This is a genomic window from uncultured Neglectibacter sp. (assembly GCA_937958185.1).
Classification (GTDB): Bacteria; Bacillota; Clostridia; order Oscillospirales; family Acutalibacteraceae; genus Acutalibacter.
This window is the reverse complement of the sequence record CALFFN010000009.1, coordinates 43335-64988: the sequence shown is the minus strand read 5'-3', so window position 1 is coordinate 64988 and position 21654 is coordinate 43335. Positions and strand designations below refer to the sequence as shown.

The window sequence follows — 21654 nt, the reverse complement described above, 5'->3', positions numbered from 1 at the left end:
GTTCCCTGCCAAAGACCCGGGAGCGCTAAATCTCCATGATCTCCTTTTCCTTGCGCTGGAAGCAGGCGTCCGCATTTTTCACATACTTGTCGGTCAGGTCCTGGACCTTCTTCTCGCCCTGCTTCTGGTCGTCCTCGGTCAGGTCGCCGTTTTTCTTCATGTCCTTCAGCTTTTCGATGGCGTCTCGGCGAATGGCGCGGATCGCCACCTTGGCTTCCTCCGCCATTTTGCTGATCTCCTTCGCCAGCTCCCGGCGGCGCTCCTCATTGAGGGGCGGGAACACCAGACGGATGATCTTGCCGTCATTCTGCGGGTTCACGCCAAGATCGGAGGTCTGGATCGCCTTTTCAATGTTCCGCAGCACGGAAATGTCCCAGGGCTGGATCGTCAGCACGCGGGCTTCGGACACCGCCACCGCCGCCAGCTGATTGATGGGCGTGGGAGTGTCGTAGTAGTCCACGGTGATCCTGTCCAGCACGGCGGGGTTGGCGCGCCCCGCGCGGACAGCGGCGTATTCCTCCTCCAGATGTTCAATGGACTTGGTCATTTTGGTTTCCGTCCGCTCAAAAACTTCCTTCATTTCTGCCATGTAAAGTTCTTCCTTTCTTTGATAAAATCAGGTCCCAGTTTGAACAACGATCAACGGCTCACCACCAGAGTGCCCACCGCTTCGCCGGAAACGGCACGGACGATATTCTGAGGGTCTCCGATACTGAACACGAGGAAGGGAATCTCCCTGTCCTTGCAGAAGGACGCCGCCGTCATATCCATCACGCCCAGATTACGGTTCAGCACGTCCATATAGGACAGGGAATCATACTTCACGGCGTTGGGGTTTTTCCTGGGGTCGCTGTCGTACACGCCGTCCACCATAGTGGCTTTCAGGATCACGTCTGCGTCGATCTCCGCCGCCCGCAGCGCCGCGCCCGTATCCGTGGAGAAAAAGGGATTGCCTGTGCCGCAGCCAAATACCACCACCCTGCCCTTTTCCAGATGGCGCACCGCGCGGTTGCGGATATAAGGCTCCGCCACCTCCTGCATGGCGATGGCGGTTTGCACCCGCACATCAAGCCCCAGCTGCTCCAAGGCGTCCGCCACGCCCAGGGCGTTGATCACCGTGGCGAGCATTCCCATATGGTCGGCTCTGGTGCGGTCCATTTTGCCGCTGCTGCGCCCGCGCCAGAAGTTTCCGCCGCCTACTACGATCGCCATTTCCACGCCCATGTCCACACACTGCTTCACCGGCTTGCAGATGTCCAGCACGGTGTCAAAATCAATGCCGTGTCCCTGATTTCCCGCCAGGGATTCTCCGCTGAGCTTCAATAAAACTCTCTTATATTTCGGTGTCATAGTATCGCTCCGTTTCTGGGAATTATATTCGTTTCCATTTTACATGATATCCCAGTCTTTGTAAAGTCCAAACTCAGGGTATAGGGTGGGAAGAAGGAAAAGTTTTTCAGATTTTGACGGGTTTCGCGGAGATAAAAAACTTTTTGCCCTGCGAAGGGGATCAAAAAAACGAAAGGGGACTATCCAAGCCCCCTTTTACAAAACTCCTCCGTTTTCTGTTTCGATATCCCATTCAAAAAATATTTTTCCGCCAGCTTTTCGGTATCTTCAGGCAAGCTACGATTTTGTCCCGACATGGGTCTCTCCCCTGTCGAGCCCTGATTTTTTGTTTTTGGGGGCGTGGCGGCGGCTGCCCCGCCATGCCAGCAGGGAACATATCCCCACTGTCAGCGCCACATAGGCTCCCAGTATTGCAAGGTACATCGGCAATCCTTCCTCAAGCATCATATGGTTTCCTCACATCAGATTGTATTCCAGGAGAATCTGTCCCTATTCCCGGGGGGCTTTTGGGGGGACAAGCGTAAAATCGGCTTTGGCGGATTTCCTTTGGGGGCTTACGGTGTCGTCCCGCTCCCAAACGCCCAGGCGGCAGGTCTGTACCGCTTCCGCGCAGGAAAATTCTCCCGCTTCCGGGAAGACCGTGTACACGCCGTAAGGCAGATTTGTGGCTTCTCCCTCCAGAAAAAGCCTGCCGCTTTCCGGGTCGGCTTCCAGCTTCGCGGTGCAGCGGCGCAAAATGCCGTTGTTCCCCTCCAGGCGGAATTTCATGGAGGAGTTTCCGTCCAGCTCTACCCCCGCCCCGGTCTTCGCCCGGATCCGCAGGCTGCCGGAAACTAATTTGATCCGATACAGGGCAGAGCGCTCGGTCACGGGCACCGGCTCCCCCACCCCCAGAAGACCCGGAGAATCCGGGCGGTAGGTCACCCGAAGGCGATAGTTTATATCGTGCTGGGGCTGCAGTTGATTCAGCTGTCGCAGGGAGCCGATCGAACCGCCTGATTCCGTTTCCCAAAAATAGGAGAAGTCCCCGGTTTTGCCCCTGCCGAACCACTCCGGCACAGGGGTGGCAAGCAGCAGCTCCTCCACGCTTTTCTTTTGGTAGCTGGTTTTTACCCTTTCTCCTAAAAACAGCTCCGCGTCATAGTCTGCCAATTCCAAAGACAGCGGCACATTGGCATAGACGGGGGAAAAGGACAAAAATTCCTTTCCTGCGCGGTACAGCCCGCTGCCCTCCCTGCTGAGGGGCACGTCATTTCCCCCGGAAAAGCTTTCCCGGGGAAGAACGGTCACCCCCGCTTCCCAAGGGGAGCTTTCCCGGCGGGGCAGGGAGACCTGCCAGGAAATCTTCCACGCGCCCTCCTCTGCTAAATGCGCCCCCGCCCGGCTCAATCGGAGCTGCTCGCTTTTGCTGAGGGTGAACCGCGGGTCCAGCTGCTCCATGACCTCTACCGTCAGCACGGCGGCAATGTCCCGCTGGATCTGGCTCAGGCAGTTTTCCGGCTCATCGCCGCAAAGATAGTGATGGGTGGACAGGGGCACGGAGGACAGGGACTGCCAAAATTCTTCCTCCTCCTGCCCCGGATCGCTGAAAAGGGAAACGGTGTAGCTCCTCACTCCCAAGCTCCGCAGGACCTGCAGCTCCGTCAGGGCGCTGTCGCCCTCCTCCAGCCAGTCCCCGGCGGTGAGGGTGACAAGGGAGACCGGGATGGTTCCAGGCGAACCTGCTTCTGCCGTTCCGCTCTGCTTCAGCAGCTCCTGCGCCTTTTGCAGCGCTTTGGAATAGGTTTTTTCCTCCCCTTGCCCGGAAGCAATGCTTTCCACCGCTTCCTTTAAAGTTTTCACGCCCTCGTCGCTCAATCCCGTAAGCGGCACGGCGGTGCAGGCTTTTCCGAACACCACAATGCCTATCTGGGATTGTGGCGAAAGCTCCCGGAAGCTTTCCAGAAAATTTTCAATGCCGCTTTTCACGCTGTCTTTCCGGCAGGCGGCTTCCTCCAGCAGCAGGATCACCCGGCTGGGCTGCGCCTTTTCGCAGACCCAATCCTCGCTCCACACGCGGTAGCTCAGCTGAAAGCTGCGCTGGGCTTCGTTCCGCACCGCGACTGTCCTGCTGCCCCGCACCCCGGCTTCGTAATCCGGCGACACTGCCCGCACGGGCTGGCTCAAACAAGCCGCTGCCAGCAGCAGGCAAAAGAAAAACCGACTGATTCCGGATTTCATGGCAATCCCCCCTGTTTCCGATTCAGCATACCACTGAAAAAGCAGGAAATCTGTCAAAGCAGGGCATTCGGCAGAATTTTTCCGGGGAGAAACGGGAACTGGGAAATTATTCCGCCTACTCTCCGGCTTCCCGCCCGGAAAGTCTTGCTAAAACAGGGAAAGCATAGTATACTATTTGGGTATGTGCATCATTACCTTTTGGAAGGACTGAACGGCTTTGGCTGATTATAAAAATGAAATCGAGCGGCGGCGGACCTTTGCCATCATCTCCCACCCAGACGCCGGTAAAACCACGCTGACGGAAAAATTCCTGCTGTACGGCGGAGCCATTTCCCTAGCGGGCATGGTAAAGGGAAAACGCAATTCCCGCCACGCCGTATCGGACTGGATGGAAATTGAAAAGCAGAGAGGTATTTCCGTGACCTCCTCCGCCATGCAATTTGAATATGACGGATATTGCATCAATATTCTGGACACCCCCGGGCACCAGGACTTTTCCGAGGATACCTACCGCACCCTGATGGCGGCGGACTGTGCCGTAATGGTCATCGACGCCGGCAAAGGCGTAGAAGCCCAGACCAGGAAGCTGTTTAAGGTCTGCGTCATGCGGGACATTCCCATTTTCACCTTCATCAACAAGATGGACCGGGAATCCCGCAGCCCTTACGATCTGCTGGACGAGATCGAAAAGGAGCTGGGCATCGGCACCTATCCCATGAACTGGCCTATTGGCTCCGGCAGGGATTTCAAGGGCGTGTACGACCGGGAAAAGCAGGAAGTGCTCATGTTTGAGTCGGAAACGGAAAACGTGGGGCGCAGAGAGGTCAAGGAAACGGAATACACGCTGGATTCCCCCGCGCTGCGGCAGGAGATCGGCGACATTCTGTTTGGCACATTGCAGGACGATGTGGAGCTGCTGGACGGCGCAGGCTATGAATTTGATTTGGATAAGGTGCGCCACGGCAGGCTGTCCCCCGTATTCTTCGGCTCTGCCCTGACGAATTTCGGCGTGGAACCGTTTTTGGAAAACTTCCTGCGGCTGACGCCCCCGCCCCTGCCCCGGAACACGGCGCAGGGCACAGTGGACCCTTTCGATCAGGATTTCTCCGCCTTTGTGTTCAAAATTCAGGCAAACATGAACAAAGCCCACCGGGACAGGATCGCTTTCCTGCGTATCTGCAGCGGGAAATTTGAAAAAGGCATGGAAGTGGACCATGTGCAGGGCGGCAGGAAAATAAAGCTTTCCCAGCCCCAGCAGCTGATGGCGCAGAGCCGGGAGATCATCGAGGAAGCCTACGCGGGAGACATCATCGGCGTGTTTGACCCCGGCGTGTTCTCCATCGGCGACACGCTGTGCGCCCCGGGGAAAAAGCTGGAATTTGAGGGTATCCCCACCTTCGCGCCGGAGCTGTTCAATCTGGTGCGCCAAAAGGACACCATGAAGCGGAAGCAGTTCGTCAAGGGCGCTACCCAGATCGCACAGGAGGGCGCGATCCAGATCTTTCAGGAAATCGCCTCCGGCATGGAGGAGATCATCGTGGGCGTGGTGGGCACCCTGCAGTTCGACGTCTTCCAATACCGCATGGAAAACGAGTACAATGTGGAAATCATGATGAGCGGTCTGCCCTATTCCCATATCCGCTGGATCGACAATCAGTTTGACGAAACCGACCTGAAAAAGCTGAACCTGACCTCCGACACCAGAAAGGTGCAGGACATGAAGGGCAGGTACCTGCTGCTGTTCTCGAACCAGTGGAGCATCAACTGGGCGCTGGAGCACAATGAAGGATTATTGCTTTCAGAGTTCTCCCGCGGCTAGTAAGTTATGCTCCTGAGCATGAACGAAGGGCTGCGGTTTTCTCATTTTTTGCCCTTGTGTGCAATGAAACTTCCACGGCGGGGCTCCATAGGAAAATTTGATTCAGCTTTCTGCATAGAACCGCCCGGGCTTCTGAGAAGCCCGGGCGGTTTTTTTATGCTCTTGAGGAATCCCTGGCTTTCCGCACATCGTCCATGGTGCAGGGCAGCCCGCTGTATCTGGCTTTTTCATAGAGGCGGTGCAGGTCTTCGTTGGAAATCCCCGCGGCGGCTTCCAGCTCCGCCGGGGTGTGCCACTGTTTTGGTCTTTCCTTTGCGGCTTGCAGCACCCGTTTGCGGTAGTGCCGGCGGATCAGGGCATTGGGGGAGCGGTCAAACAGCCGGGTGCGTTCCCGCTTCTTTCGCTTCTCCCCGGGAGAATCCTCGGCAACGTCCCTGTCCAAATGCTGCACCACGTCCTGGTTGTCCCGGTAGGACGAACGGAACCGCCGGGAAATGCAGTACACGACATAGACTGCCGCCGCTGTTACAACGATCACCGCCAAGCCGGACAGGATGTGGTAGATCCATTGGGGAAGCTGGAACGGCGTGCTGTACATCTGATCCATGGCTTCCGCCACGCCGGCGGGATCAGTCACCTCAATTTCCGGCGCAACGTATCCCGCGGAATGCTGCTTGCCGGAAACGTCGATTCGGATATCGCCGGACATGCCAAACGCCGGCGGCAGCAGCAGTACCGCCACCAGCGCGACCATCACCAGCACCGCGCCGGTCGCCGCCCGCTCAATCCGGCGGGTGGGCAGGTTGGAGATGGAATGGTTCAGGCGCAGATAGCCGTCCACCCGCTGAATGCCGGAATACAAAATCGACATCAGCAGGCTGAACACAGCAGAAATGACGGACGCTCTCTGAAGCACGGGCATACCCCCGGCGGCGCTGATAAAAAAGGCTATGCCGAAGAAAATGAGACAGGCAAAATGAGCCTTGTCAAATACGGTGACGGAAACGTCCTCGTCCTCGGCAGCAACCTGGATCATCAGCCGGAAAAAGCAGAGGATAAACGCCAGCACCGCGCCGCCGATGTTCCCCAGCAGGAAATACGACAGCGCCACGATCCCCGCCGTTGCCAGAAGGTACCGCCACAGGGCGGGAAGCTTCGTTTTCGCAAGATAGCTGAGCCCGGCAGGGACCGCAAACAGCAAGCCCCGCAGATACACGGTATCAGGCGGCAGAGAGGTCAGCTCCAGAGAGGCCATCAGCTCCGTAAGCCCTGCCAGCAGCACGGCTGCCATCAGGGCGCAGTTGCACCAGCCGAGGATACGCAGAAGCATTTCCCGGCGGCTTCGTTTCAGCTTTTGCAGGAACGCGCCCATGCTACACCTCCAGCCAGATCAGGTCCACATTTTTCGGAGCGGACAGCGGCTTGTGCTCCACCTGATAAGGGATCACCAGTATGCCCCGCTCCTTCCCTGTCTTTTCGGCAAAAGCGTCTACCGTCTCCTGCCGCTGGCTGCGGGAAACCAGCACCAGCAGGTTTTCCTCCCACTGCCCCGCCGTCCTGTCGGGCAGGAAATCGAAAACGGGCGGCAGGTCGTTATCCGATTGCACACAGGCAAATTTTTTCTTCATCGCCAGCAGGCTGCCCCAGCCGGACACCGCTTCCAGCTTCCAGTCGCCGCCGTCCAGCACATCGCGACCGTTGCTGTAGAGCCCCAGCTCCACACCCTCATGGAGCAGCCTTTCCGCCAGGGTACAGGCAATGCGCACGGAAAACTCATTTAAGAAGTCTGCGTGCTGAATGCCCCTGCCCTCCATATCCAGCAAAATCAGAACCCGCTGGGACAGGGTGGATTCGTGCAGGTTCGTCAGCATTTTCCCGGTGTGGGCGGTAGCCTTCCAGTTAATGTATTTCATGGGGTCGCTGCGGGTGTATTCCCGCAGCCCAGCAAACTCAAAGGGGTCGTCATACAGCTTTTGGCGGCTCAGGATCGTACCCATCACATGAGAAAAAGGTACGTTGATCTTCTCCCCCGGCACGGGCTTGGGAAGGACATAAAATTCCGTATGCTGGGGCTGGGACGTCAGATATTTTTGGGTGAGGAACAGGTCTCGGGCGGTAAGCCCCGCTTCGTTGATCTGGAAATACCCGCGCCCAAGACAGGAAAATTCCAGCGTCCGGGTGATCTTCTGCCGCACGGAAAGCGCGAAAATGTCCCGGCGGTAGGTCTGGTCGCTGACGGCGGAATTCTGCCCGTCGGTAAAATCCAGCCGCCGGTCCATGTGGAAGTCCACCTCCACCGCGGGCAAGGGAAGGAATTTGTCGTTGACCACCACTTCCTTCAGGGCGGAAACCTCGCCCTCGGTGGCGTAATCGTCCCGAAATGCCAGAGTGCAGGAAAATCCCTTATCCCAAAAATGGTCATAAATCAGCCGCAAAGCGACGAACAGCAATGCCAAAAGCAGCACAAGTAGTAAAATTACCATTATTTCCCCCACTCCTCTGTGGGAACGGGAACGGACTCCATCAGCTCCTGCACTGCCTGCTGCTGGGCTTTCACGGAATTGATCCCGCCGCTGACGGACAAGCGGTGCGCCAGCACAGGCACGGCGACCGCCTTCACATCTTCCGGCGTGACAAATTCACGCCCCTGGACGAAAGCGTATGCCTGGGACGCCCGGAGCAGCGCCAGCGTGCCACGGGGGCTGACCCCCAGCTCCACACCCCGGAAGCTGCGGGAGGACTGCGCCAGCGCTGCCATATAATCCAGCAGGGCTGGGTTTACATAATTTTTTCTCACCTGCTGCCGCAGGGCAACGATCTCCTCCTTGGTACAGACGGGCTGCAGGGCCTCCAGCGGTTCTTCCTCCCGGAAGCGCTCCAGAATGGCGACCTCCTGGGCGCGGGTGGGGGCTTCCATGGAAATCCGCATGAGGAAGCGGTCCAGCTGGGCTTCCGGCAACGGATAGGTACCCAGCGTTTCCACCGGGTTCTGGGTCGCGATCACGAAGAAGGGCGAACCCAGCTTTCTGGTAACGCCGTCAATGGTGACCTGCCCCTCCGCCATACATTCCAACAGGCTGGACTGGGTGCGGGGCGTGGCGCGGTTGATTTCGTCCGCCAGCAGGATATTGCAGAACACGGGACCGGGATTGAAGACAAATTCCGCTTTTTGAGGGTCGAAAAAATTTAAGCCCGTCACATCGGAGGGCAGCAGGTCCGGGGTGAACTGCACCCGCCCGAAGTCTGCGCTGACAGACTTTGCCAGCGACCGCGCCAGCACGGTCTTGCCCGTGCCGGGAACGTCCTCCACCAGCACGTGCCCGCCTGCCAGCAGCGAGGTCAGCAGCAGGTCCACCGTGCGGCTCTGCCCAATTAAAACCCGATCAATATTTTCTTTGATAGACGAAAGTATCGTGCCCATAGATTTGCCAGCCTTTCTATTTCCTCTGAATTTTGCCAATCATGATTTCAGCAAGCTTTTCCAGTTCATTATAACAAATTTCCGGGAAAAGCACAATGCCCGGGAAGCGCCCCTGACGAAAAACAGGATCGAGTCGCGGGGTTACGGTTTGCAGAAAAAGAAATCTCAAATGAGAGATGTGGTCGGCGCAGGGAGATCATAATAGTAGAAAGAAGTTTCTCGAGTAAAAAAACGGGCGGATACCGTGAGGTATCCGCCCGCCTGTTAGCTTATGCGTTATACAATTGTATCTGAAAAATTACTTGTTCAGCTTGTAAACGTCATACTCTGCGCTGTAAGCGCTGTAGCCCTGAGCTGCAACGTTAGCGTCATGCTTGGTCTGCAGAACTTCCTTAACCTGATCAACCATGCCGTTGGTCTGGGCAAAGCTCAGCAGATCAGCAACCAGCTTGTCAAAGTCGGCATCGCTGGAAGCCATGATGATGTTGGGCAGCATAGCCTTGGACTGATCCTGCAGGCTCTGATAAGCAACGCCCAGGTCGGACTGCTGGTCGATGTCAGCATCCAGAGCGGTGTTCTCGTCGGTCATGAACTTCTGACCAACCTGAGGATTCTCTTCGTCATAGGTGCACAGATGGTTCTGAATGTCGATAACCCAGTCCTTCTTCTCGTCGGGAGTAGCGTCGTTCAGAGCATACTTGATGCCGTCAACGTAGTCGGACTGTGCAGGCTGAGACCAGAACCAGGCGCCGGTGGCGTCCTTTTCAGCGGTGCTGAAGTCAGACTCTGCCTTGCCGTCCTTCAGAACGGGAATGGGCAGACCAGCTTCGTTAGTCTCGTAATGATCGCACATGGTGCCGCCGGCAGGACCATACTGCAGAATGCCGGAGAACTCAGGAGTGATCATGTAGGTCCACAGGTCAAAGATACGCTGGGGATCGGTAGCCTTGGTGGTGATGCAGTTCACGTTCCAGCCAACACCGCCGGTCTCATCGCCGTAGCAGAACTCAACGCCGTCCATCGGGGGGAACTGGGGATAGTCGGGCAGCAAGCCAGCCTTATGACCCAGAACTTCGTAAGAAGAAGCATTGTTGGTAGCCTCGTGCATGAGCTGACGGAACTTGTTGATGGAGTCCTGAGAGAAGTCATACCACATCAGAGCGGGACGACCATTGGTGATTTTCTCCAGGAACTGGTCGCCGTTATCGGTGAAGACTTCGGCGGTGAACAGACCCTCGTTGTACCACTTGTTAGCTTCCTTCAGAGCGGAAACGAACTTCTCGCTCTCCAGGCAGTACTGGATCTTGCCATCTTCCTGAGTGAAGTAGTTCAGAACGATGTTGGGAGCGCCAGTTGCACGATAGAAAGGCTGATAGACATAGAAGCCGTTATCGGTGTTGGTGCACCAGAAGGGATACATGGGCTGACCGGTGTAGGAGCTGAGGTTCAGATCCTTGACCTTCAGGGCATACTGATGCAGGTCTTCAAAGGTCTCCAGCTTGGGAGAGCCGGCAGCCTTGTATGCGTCGGTCTGGATGATCCACTGATAGTTACCGCCGGTAGCGCCCTTACGGGACCAGTTGGGAACACCGTACAGACCGCCGTCAACCTTCAGCATCTCGCGCACGCCGTCGGAAACGTCCTGCTCAAAGGTGTTTCCTTCGTACATGTACTGCTGCAGGTCCTGCAGGCAACCAGCGCGGATTATCTTCATCCACAGGGGGCTGCGGTCCATGATGATGGACTCGGGCAGGTCGTCAGAAGAAACCATCAGGTTCAGCTTCGCATCGGGATCGGAGTCGGGACCATACCAGTTCATGCTGATGTTGAACTTATCGCACAGATACTGGGAAGTCTCGTCCTTGCCGAACTCTTTGTTCCAGCCGGTGTAGTTGTAGTACGTGGTGAACTCGTAGTGCTCGCTGGTGTCAGCGGGACCACCGCTGGCTGCTACAGGAGCTGTGCTGGAAGTGTTGCCACTCTCAGCAGGGGTGCTGGCAGGGGTATTGCTGGAAGCGCCACCCTGGCTGCTTGTGGTGCTGTTTCCACAGCCGGCAAATACACCAGCTACGAGACACAGAACCATGAGCAGAGCCAAAACTCTTTTTTTCATCTTTCTGATCCTCCTAAATTGGTTTTCTTCGCTGTCTCTCAGCAAAGAATAAGTAATATTATTCCAAGGGCTTGCGCCCTAAGAACCGAACGGAACAGGATAGCCTGTCAATCATAACAGAAGCTGCCGAAAAAAGCAAGTTTCAATTTTGACATTTTTAGATATCTTAAACAAACTGCCTGTGCTCCGCAGCTGTCTGCCACCGGGACGTGCTCACCCTTTGATAGAACCGATCATGATACCCTTGATGAAGTACCGCTGCAGGAAGGGATAGATCGCAACGATAGGCACGATAGAGGTGATCATGGTCGCCATGGTGATGGAACGGACGTTGACCGCCTTACCCATGGTAGCGTTGCCGATAGCGCTTGCGTCTGCGCCCATTGCAGCCAGTCTTTCAGCGAAGGACGCTTCGTTGACGATCTGCAGCAGAATGGAGGTCATGGGCTTCAGGGCGGGATCGGTAACATACACGTAAGTAGTATACCAGTCGTTCCAATGGAACACGCCGAAATACAAAGCGATGGTCGCGATGATGGGCGTGGATACGGGCCAGTAGATCTTGAAGAAGATCGTGAAGTAGTTGGCGCCGTCGATACGGGCGGATTCCTCCAATGCGTCGGGAACAGAAGAGGAGAAATAGCTGCGCATCAAAATCATGTTCCAGATATTGACCAGCGAGGGCAGAATGTATACCCAGAAGGTGTTGGTCAGGTGCAGGGTCTTAATCAGGAAGTAGGTGGGGATCAGACCGCCGCCGAAGTACATGGGAATCAGGCAAAGGAAGGTGTACACCTTTCTGCCAGCCAGATTCTTTCTGGAAAGGGCGAAAGACATGGCACCGGTCACCAGCAAGCCGCCCAAGGTACCAACGATGGTACGGGCAAAGGTGATGAAATATGCCATCCAGATGGTGGACTTGCCGAAAATGTTCTTGTAGTTATCCAATGTAAACTGCCTGGGGAAGATGGTGATGCCGCCGCGGGCGGTATCGGAAGCGTAGTTCAGAGAAATCGCCAGACAGTTCAGGAAAGGATACAGCGTAGCGCAGAAGACTACGACCATAATGACGACCATCAAAACAATGATGACGTAATCGCTGAATACTTTCTTAACTTTCATCTTATGATGCTTGTTTGCTTTTACGTTTTCTGCCATTGGGTAGAACCCCCTTTCTCTCTTATTCTGTTAGAACAACGCATTCTCGCCCGCTTTGTCGGCGATCCAGTTAGCGCTCAGCAGAAGGATAAAGTTTATCACAGCCTTAAAGAGGCCTGCCGCTGTTGCAAAGGATACACGACCCATGGAAATACCATAGCGGAACACGAACGTGTCGATCACGTCGGCATAATCCTTCAGCAGAGCGTTGCCCATGTTCTTGGTGAGCATCATGATCTGGTCGAAGTTGGCGTTCAGCACGCCGCCGACATTCATAATAAGGAGAAGGATAATGGTAGGTTTGATTGCCTTGATGGTGATGTGCCACATCTTCTGGGCACGGGTGGCGCCGTCGATGTCGGCAGCCTCGTACATTTCGGCATCTACGCCTGCCATGGCAGATATGTAGATGATGGAGTTCCAGCCCAACTCTTTCCAGATATCGGTAAAGAGGGCGACCCACCAGAAGTATTTACCCTCCTGGAAGAAGCCGATGGGCTGTTTGATAATGCCAAGACCCATCAGGATCTCATTGACAGCGCCGCCGTCGGCACTGAGGAAGTCGAACATCATCAATGCGCACACAGTCCAGGAAATGAAGTGAGGCAGATAGCTGATCGTCTGAACAGTTTTCTTGATCCCCTGCTGGTGCATTTCGTTCAGGAACACGGCGAACACGATGGGGCAGACAAAGCCGATGGTCAGCTTCAGCAAGCTGATTGCCAGAGTGTTGCGCAGCGTCTTAAAGAACGCGGGGTCCTTAAACAGGGACTCGAACTGCTTGAAGCCCACCCATTCGCTCATGCCGGGGAAATCGCCGACGTGGAACTCCTGGAAAGACATGATCAAGCCGTACATGGGAAGATAACTGAAAATCAGCAGCAGGATAATGCCGGGAAGAACCAGCACCTGCAGGTCCCATTGGTCTAACGCCCGTTTGAAGAAGCCGTGCTTTTTCACCGGGCTCTGCATGGTCGCAGCATTTTCTTTCTTCAATCTCGTCACTCCCAACTAGCCGCTCGCTTCTCTCGCAAAGGTCGCAGCCATTTTTCGTAGTACAAGGGAAAGCTCCCCTCCAGCTAAGAAAAACTTCTTGGCAATCCCTCCTCTGTCAATGAGCCGAGCCGCGACCCTCCCCCGCCCCTGCATCACTAAACGGTGTCGCCCATAGGGCGTTGCACTGCAGTCGAGCCGGTAAAAGTAACGGCAATTTTCACAAAGTTGTTTCTTTTCTGTAGTTCATTATATAGCAGGTAGGCAAAAAAGTCCACCCTTTTCTTGAAAAAAGTGGTTACTTTTTTGTTACTTTTCTCTAAACCCGCTTAAACTCTAGGAATTTTCGTCACAAAAATTTCAAAAAATCAGGTCAAAATCCCCAAAAAGCGGAGAAATTGACCTGAGTTTTTTACATTTGTGCAATTTGACAACACAAAATCCGCCGGTTTGCCTTCGTCGTTTTGCCGAACCCTGATCCGGCAGAACTTCTACCCCATCGGCGGGGCTCCAAGCGGCAGCCGGGAAGCAAAAATTTCTTCAAAACGGAGCGGAAAATCATTCCTTTCCTTCGGCTTTCCCGGAAGCTTTCAGCTTTACGGTCTCTTTCATGGCGACGGAGCAGGCAAGGTCGCCCAGCACGTTGCAGCAGGTGGCGCCCATGTCGCAAAGGGTATTGATGCTGATGTACACGCCCATGATACCGGCAGGGAGCCCGGCAATTGCCGCCAGCGCCGCAAAGGAAGCAATGGCGCCGCCGGGAACGCCGGGGGTGCCGATGCTGAGAAGCGTGTTGCTGAGCAGCACCACCGCCAGCATGCCAAGGCTCAGCTCCACGCCGCAGGCGTTGGCAAAAAATACGATCATGAAGGACATGACGATGGACACGGCGTCCATATTGATGGTCGCGCCCAGGGGCAGCGCCAGGGAGGATATCTCGTTGGGAACCCCCAGCTCGTCCGTACAGCGCTTGCTGATGGGCAGGGTGGCGGAGCTGGAGCAGGTGCCGAAGGCGTTCAGCGCTGCGGGCATGACGGCGCCGAAGAATTTCCGCAGGCCGCACTTGCCGATGAGCTTTACCATGCCCCCGTAAAGGATCACCACGTACAGGAACATGGTGACGTACAGGGCGATCAGCACCTTGCCCAGGGCGGCGATGGTCGCCGTGCCGTTAGCATATACCACAGAGGCGATGGAGCAGAACACGCCGATGGGGGTAAAGTACATGACGACGGATACCACTTTGATGGAAATTTCATTGATAGATCCCGCCAGCTTTACGAACGGTTCCGCCTTTTTGCCGACGGCAAGGCAGGTAATGCCGATAATGATGGCAAAGACCAGCACCTGCAGCATATCACCCTGGGCAAAGGACGCAATGGGGTTTGCGGGGATCAGGTTTTTCACCGTATCCATCAGGCTGGTAAACTGGGTGGCTTCCACATTGGCTTCCGCCATGGTGATGGAAACGCCCCTGCCCAGCCCCAGCGCCTTGGGCAGGAACAGCCCCAGCAGGCTGGCAAACAGCGTGGTGCAGACAAAATACAGCACGGACTGTCCGCCGATCTTTCCCGCGGCGGAAATGCTGCCGATCCCCTGAATGCCCACGATCAGCGAGCAGAACACCAGCGGGTAGATCATCATGCGCAGGGCGTTCATGTACACCCCGCTGATAAGCTCCACCGCGGGCAAAGCCCATTCGTACCTGCCCGGCATGAAGAACCCGAACACGATGCCCAGCACCAGACCGATAAAGATCGCCACTGTAATGTGGAAGCTCCTGTTTTTTCCCTTTTCTTTCATCATTGACCCTCCTGAAATAAAAATAACCGCCTTCCGTCCTGCGCAAACAGGACAGAAGACGGATTCTACCGTGGTACCACTTCTTTTCGTTCCGGCAGCCGCCGGAACCTCATCGCAGCGTCCTTATATGAAAGTATAGAACGCCTGCCGCTGTAACGGGCGGCTGCCCGTCGTAACCTGAATCCTGCAAAAATTGCCGGACCTTGATACGCAGCTCCGGAGCCATGTTCCCCTGCCTGCTGCCCCTCCCCTTTCCAGCTGCCGGGGTTCTCTGCGTTCGGCTGTCGCCGTGTGGAGCGTTCTTACAGGGTACTCTTTCCTTCTCTGCCTTTTTCTATGAAATTTTAATTGTCATTATAATCGCCGCGGGGGCGAATGTCAAGACGATTCTCTCCGTATCTGACAGAGCCCGCTTTATCCCACAACGGTCTTGACCGCCGCTTTCAGCACGTCCAGCCCCCTGCGGAGAGTTTCCTCGTCGATGAGCAGCTCGGGCATGACCTTGATGACGGCATTCCCCCTGCCCACGCGCTCCACGATCAGGTTGTGGCGGAAGCATTCGTCCAACACCGCCTTGGAGGTCTTGCCGTCAGGGTCGCAGTGGTACAGGTCTACGCCCCAGACAAAGCCGATCCCCCGCACCTTGATCTTTTCCGGCGCGATGGCTTTGATCTCTTCCATGTACCGGGCAATGATCTTTTCCTTGTCCCGCACCTTTTCCTCCACGTGCTCGTTTAGCATGACCTCCAGCCCAGCCCTGGCGGCGATCATGGAAAGCTGATAGCCGCGGAAGGTGCCGTTATGCTCGCCGGGCGACCAGATATCCAGCTCAGGCTTGAACAGCACCAGCGCAAAGGGCATTCCGTAGCCGCCAATGGACTTGGACTGGGTGACGATGTCCGGCACGATGTCCGCCCGTTCAAAGGAGAAGAACCAGCCTGTCCGGGCGCAGCCCACCTGAATGTCGTCCACGATCATCAAAATGTCGTGGCGGTCGCAGATATCCCGAATGCCACGGAGCCACTCCACAGAGAAGGGATTGATGCCGCCGTCCGCCTGGACGGTCTCCAAAATAATGGCGGCGGGCTTCTCCACGCCGGAATGGTCGTCGGTCAGCAGCGTTTCAATATATTTCAGCGTGTCCAACTCGGGGAACATATAGGGCGCGGGAATGTGGGTCACGTTGGTCAGGGGCACGCCCGCGCCGGCACGGGAAGCCGCGTCGGTGGTCAGCGCCACGGAGCCTAACGTCATACCGTGGAAGCCGCCCATCATGGCAAAGATACCGGGGCGCTTCTTCACTTTTCTCGCCAGCTTCAGCGCCGCCTCCACCGCATTGGTGCCGGTGGGACCGGGAAACTGTATTTTATAGTTCAGCCCTCTGGGCTTCAAAATCTTCTCTTCATAGAAGGTGAGGAACTCCCGCTTGGGGGCGGTGTACATATCCAGCGCGTGCATCACGCCGTCGCTCTGGAGGTACTCGACCACCTTTTCTTTGATATAGTCGTTGTTGTGACCGTAATTCAGCCCGCCTGCGCCGCAGAAAAAGTCGATATACTCCCGTCCGTCCTCATCGTAGAGGAAGGGTCCCTTGGCGGTGGTGAACACCGTGGGGAAGTTCCGGCAGTACGAGCGCACCTCGGATTCGTACTCTTCAAAAGGTCTTGTGTTCTGGGTCATTTTGTTTACCATCCTTTCTACCACGGAGCGACCCGTGATTCAGCGATCTACGCGCCGCAGATCTCACGGCGCGGGGCCGGGCGCAACCCGGCGGCAATCGGTCAATGGTTTTCTATATAGATTTTGACCTGATTTGTAGTTTACCATAATCTTTCAAAAAAAGAAAGCCCTGACAGAAAATTTTTTGCGCAAAAAACAGCCGCCCAACAAGGCGGCTGTTTTGCTTCTCACATTTTCCGTTTCCTTTGTGCCGGAGGGCTGGCGCAAAGCCTGTTCCGCAGCTTCGTTCTGAAACCGCTTTTCGGGACTGCTCCCCAACTCAGGTCTGGAAAAAGAACACATCGGCAGGGGTGCCGTCAGGGTAGGCGACCTCACCGCCCATGCTTTCCAAGCGGTAATTTCCCCCGGTGTACTCTGAAACCACCTTGTCCCAGAAATGGACGGAGGGGAGGTTTTTGGGGTGGCGTTTCAATTGCCAGGTGCCCTTGAATCTGTCAAAAAGCTGGAACACCGCCCATTTCCCCAAACCGCAGCGGCGGTATTTGTGCATGACAAAGAATTCGGACATACAGTAATCGGTCTTCCCCGCTTCCGGGTAATCGCAAACCATGGCGAGCCCTGCCAGCTTGCCGTCCGCCTTGAGAAAAAATGCCCAGCGGTTCTTCTCCGTCCAGTAATTGTCCAGATAACTATAGCCGTAAAGCCCCAGGGGGTTCACATCGCTCAACTCCCACTGGGAAAACTCATACAAATATTTTTCCAGCAGATTGCGGAGGATTTCCTTTTCTTCCTCTTTTACCTGCACCAATTCAAAGTCCATCATTTTCCTCCCTGCAAATTTAGACAGTGCCGCACTTTTTCAAAAGCCTATAAACCGCCTGCTGCCGGCTCTGACTTTGAGCGCAGTCGTGCGCAGAACGGCGGTTCCCCGCAGCACCCGTCATGGTCACAGGGCTGAACTGCGGCTGATTTCCGACCACAGTTTCATGCCGCTATTTCCTTTATTCGCTGCCTTTAGCCTTCGCGTTGTCTGAGAACAGGACCCTCTGGGTCTCATCGTTTGCAATGCCCGTTTCATTCAGACCGTTCACCCTTTGAAATTCCCGGACGCACCCTGCGGTGTGCTCGCCATAATGCCCGTCGTACTCCACGTCCAGGTAGCCCAGCTCCTCCAGGCGGGTCTGCATCGCCAGCACGTCCTCGTTCTGGTCGCCCTGCTGAAGCGTTTCATACCGGGGAACGTCCGCCTCCGGCGCGGAGCTTGTCATGGCAGAGCTGACGGCGGAATCAATTTTATCCGTAGGGTCTGTCGCTGCGGCGGAGCTGCTTTCCAGCAGTTCCGGGAAGCAGGCGGCGCTGATCTCATAAGCTGAGGTCACCACCGTTCTCCCCTGCCACTCCATCAGGCTGGGCTCCATCTCAAAGATATTGTTGTTCATTACCGCCTGAAAGCCCTGGAAGCGCTCGTCCTGCCGGATCTGGTCGGCAAGCCCGGGGGCGCAGAAGATCGCGTTGGGATTGGAAATGCGCAGGCTTTCAAAGTCATATGTACCGCCAGTCAGGCTCTTGAACACATTCGTTACGCCGGCGTAGCTCATGATGACGCTGCCAAACATATCCCCTGTCACAGCGCTGCCGTTCAAATCGTAAAGATAGCACGCCGTAGTTATTTTTTCCTTGGGAACGATGCGGTTGATGTCGTCCAGCGTGGTGAAGATTCCCTGGGCGGTCTGGATCCCGGCGTCGTACCCCGCTCCGCCCCCGGCAAACGCCTGGGACACCTGGGAATACAGCCGCTCAAAATCTTCCCGGTCCGTGGCGGGAGAAAGCGCCAGAGCGGAGATATTCGCACCGCTCAGCGCAGCCGCCATATCATCGCTGAAAGAATTTGCCAGCACCAGGTCCGGCGCAAGGTCGATCACCGCCTGAGAATCGTTTCCGTTCACCTTAGCCAGTGAGCTCAAACCCTCCTGGGTGCAGTCCTCACTGCCTGCCGCCAGCTGCGTTTCATAGCCCAGCGCCAGCACCACATCGGCGAGACCGGGCGAAAGGACCACGACCTTCTGGGGCTTGCCGGAAATGGTCACGCCTTCGACCTCGACAGGGAACTCCCCGCCGGTCGTCACGCCCTGCACCATGTCCTTGACCTGAGAACAACCTGCAAAAGCGCTTGCGCTCAGCAGGACGCAGAGGATCGCTGCAATCAATTTACACTTCATCGGAAATTCTCCTTTGCCGTGAAACCAGGACGCTTCGCTCAAAAAGTGAACCGCGCCCTTTGTCGAAAAGTCGCTGATACAGTCATATTGTACTCTTAACCGCCCTTGGATGTCAACCTTTTGGAGAATAATACTTGACTTTTCCAGCTCTCCGGGCTAAAATAGCATCGTTGTAAAATGCGGGGAAATCTCCTGCAAACGCTGCTGTTTCGGCTTTTGCAAAATGCTGCGTCGGGGTAATAAGAAAAATATGGAAGCGTATCGAAGTGGTCATAACGGGCCTGACTCGAAATGCTTGGGTCAGCTGTCCGTTTCGTCCGCCGGAAACCCTTGCGCCGCAAGGACTTCCAAAATCAAAAATCGAATATTTTTTGGTGTTCTCTCCTGCTTTTCTCTCCAAAAGTTTTTTGACTGAAAAATGAGCGAGGAAAAAAGCGGGTGGAAATACACATGGAGAGTTGTCCGAGTGGTCGAAGGTGCGGCACTCGAAATGCCGTAGGCCCACAAGGCCTCTAGGGTTCGAATCCCTAACTCTCCGCCAATGAAAAAGCCTGTAATCAAGCCGATTTCAGGCTTTTTTCTTTTGCTGTTTTCCAAAGACAAGTGGTCACGGCGTGACATGGTTTTGTTCTCTCCAGCATCAGGTCACATTGCTCCACTTACTCCCGAAATTGCCGCTTTCGGGCAGCGTAAGCCCCGTTTCCATGGCCTGCGCCGAAGTGATTTTAGAGCGGTAATCCAGATGAGCGTAGATATTCGCCGTGGTGGTAAAATCGCTGTGCCCCAGCCATTCCTGAATGTGCTTTAAGGGTACGCCGTTGGCAAGCAATAAGCTGGCACAGCTGTGACGAAGATCGTGAAAGCGCATCCGGCGCAGTCCGTGCTGCTCCAAGAACTTTGGAAAAGCGCTAGTCAGGTAATTCCCCTTCATGCGCTCTCCCATCTCATCCACAAACACAAAGCCGTCGTATTCGTAGTTGTAGCAGTTGCCGCAGACCCGTTTATTCAGCTCCTGTGCCTCCTTCACCTGCAGGAAATAGTCCCGGAAGCTGCCGATCAGAGGCAGGGTCCGCAGGCTGGATTTTGTCTTGGCGGACTGCTGCTCAATGTCGCGCTGTTTGCCATCGGTGGAAATAGTCGTCACCGTCCGTTTGACAGAGATAGTGTTCCGCTCAAAGTCGATGGCATCCCATTTCATCCCCAGCACCTCCCCACGGCGAAATCCGTAGAAGGCGGCGACCAGTACTGGCAGTTCCAGCCTTGTCCCACGCAGCGCTTCAAACATCTTCTGCATTTCCTCCGCCGAAAGAAACACCGGCTGAAAGCTGTTCTTCTTCGGCCTGTCCACCTTGTCCGCCACATTCTGCAATAACATATCGGTCTTGACCGCATATTTGAGGGCGGAATGAATGATGGCGTGATAGTGGATCACGGTGTTAGGCTTCACCTTTTTGAGCATTTCGGAATAAAACATCTGCAAATGTCTGGCTTCCAGTTCCCGCAGGGTCAGCTTCTTTTTGCGGAAATAGGGCGCTATGGAACTTTTGATTAACCCCGAATAAGAGGAATAGGTCGCAATCGCAATGTGTCCTCTGGCAATCTCCAGCCACTCCAGAAGATAGTCCGCGAACAGCATATCGCTGCTCAGGTCACCTACCTCCTCGGGGATTTCAAATTCCGCCCGCAGCTTCACAAGCTCGGCTTCTGCTTTGCGCTTGTTTCCCTTTTCGGGCAGTCCCAGCGCCACCCATTTTGTTTTTCGTTCACCCTCGGCGTTTTTGTAATTGAGTACGGCATAGTAGTTGCCGTGCTTTACGGATAAATGTCCTGCTACCATTTATTGAACCTCCTATGTCGTATTTGCAGAACAGAACTCCGAACCGGCGTTTTTAGGATAGCACCGGCTTCGGTTTCTCTCCACTGTGCGATTTGTTTCATCGCATTCGTATCAATACGAATCAGCGTGCATCGCGGTTTCGTTCTCTCTGGCGCTTGAGCAGCTCCAAGCCCTTGATGATGTCCTTTTTCATCTGCTCATTGGTATAGTGGGCGGGGAAATAGCGCTTGAAATCCTCCCGTTTGAACCGGATCTGCTCCTGCTGATTGGGCTTTTCCTCGGCTAAAATTTTGCCGATGGCAGCATCGGACAGTACATAATCCTGCGCCATTTTCTTCAGCCGGATTGCCTGTGCGTGGGAGGGTGTGCAGTCGTTCAAAGACATCTCGTCCAGTAGAATCTTCTGCTGGGCAGGGTCTAAGTAGGACAGCTCCACCGCGGGATTGAACGAGATTTTGCCCTCGTCCACCAGTTCCAAAAGCTCCGAAATCAGGTGTGTTAAGCGGATATAGCGAAGCACTTGATTCTTACTATCACCTCCGTCATGTCCAATCTTTTCGACCGTTAACAACTTCTCCCCAACTTGGGGAGAAGTTGTACCCTGATGATTTAGTGCATCTCGTTTCATTTTGTAAGCAAAGGCTTTCTCGCTGGGCTGAATCGTTTCTCTCTGCAAATTGGCGTCCACCATGGCGATCACCGCCCCATCATCGGACAGTTTTCGGACGATTACCGGCATGGTTTCCAGCCCCAGCACCTGACAGGCTGCCAGCCGTCTGTGTCCGGAAATCAGTTCATAGCCACCCTCGGGTATGGGGCGAGCAAGCGCCGGAGTGATGGCTCCCACCTTGCGGATGCTCTCAATCATGCGCTCCATTTCCTCATTGCTTTGAATCTTGAACGGGTGATTTCTGAAGGGATGCAGTTCCCCCAAAGGGATCATTTGAACTCGCTCCAGCTTGGCATCGTCCCGCTCCTCCTGAGAGGAAAAGAGATCATCCAAAGTAGGCAGTTCAAAATCGGATTTTCGTTTTGTCATCG

Annotated in this window: 18 protein-coding genes and 1 tRNA gene; 2 read left to right on the top strand and 17 right to left on the bottom strand. The window is 55.2% G+C overall.

Going from position 1 to position 21654, the window contains the following annotated elements; genetic code table 11:
* Positions 1-25: 25 nt before the first annotated feature.
* The 4 genes from frr to AB8996_RS02665 form a co-directional block, all read right to left on the bottom strand.
* Positions 26-580, bottom strand: coding sequence for a ribosome recycling factor (gene frr, locus AB8996_RS02680; RefSeq protein ID WP_369297486.1), 555 nt, complete (start codon positions 578-580; stop codon positions 26-28).
* A gap of 59 nt (positions 581-639) precedes the next feature.
* Positions 640-1350 carry a UMP kinase gene (pyrH, locus tag AB8996_RS02675; RefSeq protein WP_369297431.1) on the bottom strand — a complete coding sequence of 237 codons (711 nt, stop codon included), beginning with the start codon at positions 1348-1350 and terminating at the stop codon, positions 640-642.
* 276 nt (positions 1351-1626) lie between these two features.
* Positions 1627-1773, bottom strand: a complete 147-nt coding sequence (locus tag AB8996_RS02670) for a hypothetical protein (RefSeq protein WP_369297430.1) — start codon at positions 1771-1773, stop codon at positions 1627-1629.
* A gap of 66 nt (positions 1774-1839) precedes the next feature.
* Positions 1840-3570 carry a vWA domain-containing protein gene (locus tag AB8996_RS02665; RefSeq protein ID WP_369297429.1) on the bottom strand — a complete coding sequence of 577 codons (1731 nt, stop codon included), beginning with the start codon at positions 3568-3570 and terminating at the stop codon, positions 1840-1842.
* Between the two features lie 217 nt (positions 3571-3787).
* On the opposite strand from AB8996_RS02665, the gene AB8996_RS02660 reads away from it, so the two are divergent.
* Positions 3788-5389, top strand: a complete 1602-nt coding sequence (locus AB8996_RS02660; RefSeq protein ID WP_369297428.1) for a peptide chain release factor 3 — start codon at positions 3788-3790, stop codon at positions 5387-5389.
* Positions 5390-5543: 154 nt separating this feature from the next.
* On the opposite strand, the gene AB8996_RS02655 is transcribed toward AB8996_RS02660, so the two are convergent.
* The 11 genes from AB8996_RS02655 to AB8996_RS02605 all read right to left on the bottom strand — a co-directional run bounded on the left by AB8996_RS02655 (position 5544) and on the right by AB8996_RS02605 (position 19176).
* On the bottom strand, positions 5544-6761 hold the full coding sequence (locus AB8996_RS02655) for a hypothetical protein (RefSeq protein WP_369297427.1): 1218 nt from the start codon (positions 6759-6761) through the stop codon (positions 5544-5546).
* A gap of 1 nt (position 6762) precedes the next feature.
* On the bottom strand, positions 6763-7872 hold the full coding sequence (locus AB8996_RS02650) for a DUF58 domain-containing protein (protein ID WP_369297426.1): 1110 nt from the start codon (positions 7870-7872) through the stop codon (positions 6763-6765).
* Positions 7872-8810, bottom strand: a complete 939-nt coding sequence (locus tag AB8996_RS02645; RefSeq protein ID WP_369297425.1) for an AAA family ATPase — start codon at positions 8808-8810, stop codon at positions 7872-7874. Before AB8996_RS02645 ends, AB8996_RS02650 begins: the two co-directional genes overlap by 1 nt.
* A 298-nt stretch (positions 8811-9108) precedes the next feature.
* Positions 9109-10923: a hypothetical protein gene (locus tag AB8996_RS02640; RefSeq protein ID WP_369297424.1), complete on the bottom strand. Its 1815-nt coding sequence runs from the start codon at positions 10921-10923 to the stop codon at positions 9109-9111.
* Positions 10924-11136: 213 nt separating this feature from the next.
* Positions 11137-12045: a carbohydrate ABC transporter permease gene (locus AB8996_RS02635; RefSeq protein WP_369297423.1), complete on the bottom strand. Its 909-nt coding sequence runs from the start codon at positions 12043-12045 to the stop codon at positions 11137-11139.
* Between the two features lie 66 nt (positions 12046-12111).
* The gene (locus tag AB8996_RS02630; RefSeq protein WP_369297422.1) at positions 12112-13077 is read right to left on the bottom strand and encodes an ABC transporter permease; all 966 of its coding nucleotides are present in this window, start codon (positions 13075-13077) and stop codon (positions 12112-12114) included.
* 555 nt (positions 13078-13632) lie between these two features.
* The gene (locus AB8996_RS02625; protein ID WP_369297421.1) at positions 13633-14877 is read right to left on the bottom strand and encodes a dicarboxylate/amino acid:cation symporter; all 1245 of its coding nucleotides are present in this window, start codon (positions 14875-14877) and stop codon (positions 13633-13635) included.
* A gap of 414 nt (positions 14878-15291) precedes the next feature.
* The gene (gene ectB / locus AB8996_RS02620) at positions 15292-16557 is read right to left on the bottom strand and encodes a diaminobutyrate--2-oxoglutarate transaminase (RefSeq protein WP_369297420.1); all 1266 of its coding nucleotides are present in this window, start codon (positions 16555-16557) and stop codon (positions 15292-15294) included.
* Between the two features lie 319 nt (positions 16558-16876).
* Positions 16877-17377, bottom strand: coding sequence for a GNAT family N-acetyltransferase (locus tag AB8996_RS02615; RefSeq protein ID WP_369297419.1), 501 nt, complete (start codon positions 17375-17377; stop codon positions 16877-16879).
* Between the two features lie 181 nt (positions 17378-17558).
* Positions 17559-18776, bottom strand: a complete 1218-nt coding sequence (locus AB8996_RS02610) for a peptidoglycan-binding protein (RefSeq protein WP_369297418.1) — start codon at positions 18774-18776, stop codon at positions 17559-17561.
* Between the two features lie 112 nt (positions 18777-18888).
* Positions 18889-19176 carry a hypothetical protein gene (locus tag AB8996_RS02605; protein ID WP_369297417.1) on the bottom strand — a complete coding sequence of 96 codons (288 nt, stop codon included), beginning with the start codon at positions 19174-19176 and terminating at the stop codon, positions 18889-18891.
* Positions 19177-19228: 52 nt separating this feature from the next.
* Here AB8996_RS02605 and AB8996_RS02600 point away from each other — a divergent pair.
* Positions 19229-19317, top strand: a tRNA-Ser gene (locus AB8996_RS02600).
* 99 nt (positions 19318-19416) lie between these two features.
* On the opposite strand, the gene AB8996_RS02595 is transcribed toward AB8996_RS02600, so the two are convergent.
* Positions 19417-20613, bottom strand: a complete 1197-nt coding sequence (locus tag AB8996_RS02595) for a tyrosine-type recombinase/integrase (protein ID WP_369297416.1) — start codon at positions 20611-20613, stop codon at positions 19417-19419.
* Between the two features lie 121 nt (positions 20614-20734).
* Positions 20735-21652, bottom strand: a complete 918-nt coding sequence (locus AB8996_RS02590; protein ID WP_369297415.1) for a ParB/RepB/Spo0J family partition protein — start codon at positions 21650-21652, stop codon at positions 20735-20737.
* Positions 21653-21654 lie beyond the last annotated feature (2 nt).